The sequence below is a fragment of the Desulfurococcus sp. genome (genome assembly GCF_049970475.1).
GTDB lineage: Archaea > Thermoproteota > Thermoprotei_A > Sulfolobales > Desulfurococcaceae > Desulfurococcus > Desulfurococcus amylolyticus.
Genome location: NZ_JBMFMW010000111.1, coordinates 1 through 3,696, shown reverse-complemented (window position 1 = coordinate 3,696; position 3,696 = coordinate 1). Strand labels below are relative to the sequence as shown.

3 protein-coding genes are annotated in these 3,696 nt (G+C 47.3%); all 3 read left to right on the top strand.

Annotated elements, in window-relative coordinates; all coding sequences use genetic code 11:
- Positions 1–225 precede the first annotated feature (225 nt).
- Positions 226–1,584, top strand: coding sequence for a hypothetical protein (locus ACP5N5_RS06215; RefSeq protein ID WP_428134016.1), 1,359 nt, complete (start codon positions 226–228; stop codon positions 1,582–1,584).
- Positions 1,585–1,811: 227 nt separating this feature from the next.
- Positions 1,812–2,102: a hypothetical protein gene (locus ACP5N5_RS06210; RefSeq protein WP_428134013.1), complete on the top strand. Its 291-nt coding sequence runs from the start codon at positions 1,812–1,814 to the stop codon at positions 2,100–2,102.
- 681 nt (positions 2,103–2,783) lie between these two features.
- On the top strand, positions 2,784–3,696 hold a 913-nt coding region (locus tag ACP5N5_RS06205), incomplete at its 3' end, for a hypothetical protein (protein WP_428134011.1).

Here is a 3,696-nt window from a genome sequence, read left to right as displayed (position 1 = left end):
GGATATCTTTGATGTCGACATGTCTAGCCCCTAGACTACATAGTATAGTAGGGGTGTTAAAAACATACACATCCAAATACAATTTGTTCCGTGTGTCTAGCGAGGGTCCCTTCTTGTTAAGTATTACATAGGATATTATCTCATATAATGTGATTTATAGAGGGGGAGGGGATAAACACAATTTAAGCGTTAGGCATAATGTAATAAGTGGGTGTAGCGATCTTCATGGTGGTGACTCTCGACTATTGGATTAAGGGGAAGAGTGAGAGGAAAACCATAGACGACTATGTAGCTATTGTTGAATCTCTGGTTACCGATTCTAAGGTAACGTTCTCTGATAATATAGATGAACCCGTACATAGATGGATTAGATTCCCAGCAGGGTTTTCAGCTGATCTCGTTAGAAGGACGTTCGCTATCTTCAATGTCAGGCGGGGCATGATCGTGCTGGATCCATTTACAGGCTCTGGTACGCTCAATGTAGAGGCTAAGAGGCGTGGTGTGGATAGCCTGGATGTGGAGGCTCACCCGCTACTCGCTAAAATAGCTCGTGTCAAGGTGTACTGGGACTACGACCTTCCCAGGCTACGAGAGTACGCTGAAAGGTTGCACGCGAGGATAAGGAGCTCCTTTGATAACAGAGAGTACTTGAAGGTTAGCGTTGATAACGTCCCCGAGTTGCTATTCAAGGTGTACGATGAGGAGACTCTGAGGAAACTCTACTACGTCAAGGCGGCTATCGAGGAGGCGGAGCTCCCAAGGGATGTACGAGACTTCTTCGAGCTAGCTCTCATAGCGATACTCAGGAAGACCACTGATGTCGATGTAGGGTGGCCCTACATACTCCCCAGGAAGAAGAAGAGGAAAGCGAGAGAGGTCTACGAGGCTTTCGTTGAGCAGGTGAGACTGATGATCTCAGATCTCGAGATCGTCAGAAGGGAGGCACGGGAAGATACGAAGGCTACAATCTACGAGGGTGACGCTCGGAACATGAGGGAGGTGGGTGGCGAGGAGACTGACTTCATCTTCACGTCACCCCCGTATCTGAACAACTACGATTACGCTGACCGCACGAGGCTGGAGCTCTACTTCCTAGGGTGGTGTCGCACCTGGAGTGAGATAACGGAGAAGATACGTAGTAGGCTGATAATAGCGTCCACGACCCAGGTAGAGAGGAGTACGATGGAGTACATGAGACCCTCCAAGCTCATCCCAGGCGATGTAGCCGAGGAGATTTGGAGGAAAGTCCTCCAGTTGAGGGAGGAACGTGGCAGGCATGGTGGGAGGAAGGACTATGACCTCATGGTACTCGGGTACTTCAACGACATGGTGTTAGCACTAAGGGAGATGGCCCGCGTTCTCAAACCAGACCACTACACTGTAATGATACTAGGCGACTCGGCACCCTACGGCGTCTACATCCCCACACCCGAGTATCTGGGAAGGATAGCTGTGAACGTGGGCTTCAAGGACTACAGAGTCGTCAAACTACGTAGGAGGGGGCACAAGTGGAGATACATCCAGGAGACCGGTAGACGTCACAACGTAGAGCTAGGAGAGTACATGTTAATACTTAGAAAATAACTCCACTGGCACACCGTATATTTACCACACTTCTTTAGGATATCTCTGTGCCTTAAAAGGTGAGGTTTGCTAAATCTTAATGTCGACCAAATTATTAAGACGGTCTATTATCTAACATCGTGATCCCCCCATCACTTAGGATGTTCACGTTAGATAGCTTCTCTCGTCGTGTTATCTAACAGAGTGCATTCTAACACCCTCAGCCCTCAGTTCTTGGTGTCTTCGGGTTGAAGGCTAGACCCAAGCTGTTGGAATCCCGTGGTGACACGTCTCTCTGGAGGGTCGATATGTTCACGTATAGGCTTGTGGTTGAGAGCTTTTACGGCTACATAGCCTACACCCTTGATACCTACACTGGGATACTGTGCCTTGAGCACAAATACTTCTCGAGGGAGTGGCATAGGTGCTGCAGGACCAGGAGGGTGGACGGGGTTAGAAGCATAGAGGGGTTCGAGAGGATAGTGAGGGAGCTCATGAGAGAGGGGAGTGCTCGAAACTATAACGATACTCAAACCTAGCACACTACGTTCCCTCCTAAAGTAACCTCTACTAAAAGCATGACAACTCTTAACATTCCTAACTCGCTTAGATTGACTTTCCTAAGCTCCTCCCCCATAGCCACATCTATTTCTAACTTCAATCTCTTCAATGAGTTTCTCGGTTCCTCATAGAGTGATCATGCTGACGGCTTTCCGCCTTGAAAGGCGAGGCTTCATAGTTGTGAGGATGGGGGTTACTATAGAAGCTTCAACTTCGAGTAAATCCTAGAGAGGGTTCGAGTAGAGGGGGTTAATATCAACAGCTGATATAAAGCTGGAACCCCACCATCACATGGTATCAGGGTACGCTGATACGATAGTATCAGCGTGTTAGGTGTAGGAGCTTTGACCATGTAGGGGTGTAAGGGTTACTTGGTGGTATGTTACATGCGACTACTAGCTTAGAGTAACCCCTCCATCAACATCGTGGATCTAGGAAGCTCTTAGGGTTGCAATGTTGATGTTTAACATTCAACTGACCATAAGTGGGCTAACACCAACCTACATACAGCTAGTCGAGGCTGACATGCTGGGATCTCTAAGTTAAAACATGCTATAGCATTCAACATCGACACGTTGAACTCGCGATCGAGGTTGCAGATGAATTATAACAACCTATAAATAACCCCTCAAACCCCCATTTCAACCGAGTGATCCACGTTGACTACTAGAGTTGATTGGGTTGAAGAACTCCTAGCATCAGATAATGATATTATGGGTGTTTACATAGCATTAATATTCCTTGATATAGGGTACGCTTATAGCGATATACCTAGAGCTAGTGGCTACGAGATAGTCAGGGATCTTAGGGACGCATACTCCAGGTTTATAAGGTTGGGTCTAGATTACACAAGGTCGTTCAACGCCGCAGCTAGGTTCGTTGATAGACTACTAGAAATCTACGGTGTCGATAACCTGAATAAACGTGATCTAAGGGTGAGATTACTAAGGGATGTACATGATGTTTACTTCAGGAGATTCCTAGACTCATACGTTAAGTTCCTCGACCCAACTATCGTAGACTCCTCTAGACGGGATATCCTGGTTAGCATACTGAAAGATATCATGTTGGAGGCCGTAAAGGTCTCCCGCTACCCTACGGGTGCTGTGATGATTAGACCATATACTCTCGAGGCACATGCTAGGGGAGCGTACAAGCTTGATGATGATACTATTAAAAGGCTTACAGGTGAGATGATTGCATCGAACATCGTCATCTTTAGGTACCTTGGTGATCTCATAATCCCAACCGTTATATTCACACCTGAAGCCCTCGACCTGATAAGATCGGGTAGGAGGGTTGAGGTTCCCAGAGTTGAGGTCACCATCAAGCCGGAGGTTACTGTTAAACTTGGGGTTATTCAGCCTCTTAGGCTCATTGTGCCGGATAGGTTTAGGGTTAGACCTTCATGTGAGATCCTGGAATCCATAGTTGCTGATGTGCTGGGCTCCTTAGGCTTCGCTGTTAGGACTGATGTTAAACTAGCTTCCAGGGTTGGGGCTCCAGTTGAGGTTGATGTTTGGGGTGAGAGGAGGGTTGGTAATGTTAAGTTCACCGTCTACGTCTCGTGTA

Coding starts and splice junctions, on each gene's coding strand:
- ACP5N5_RS06215 (WP_428134016.1), top strand. CDS start 226: ATGGTGGTGACTCTCGACTATTGGATTAAGGGGAAGAGTGAGAGGAAA.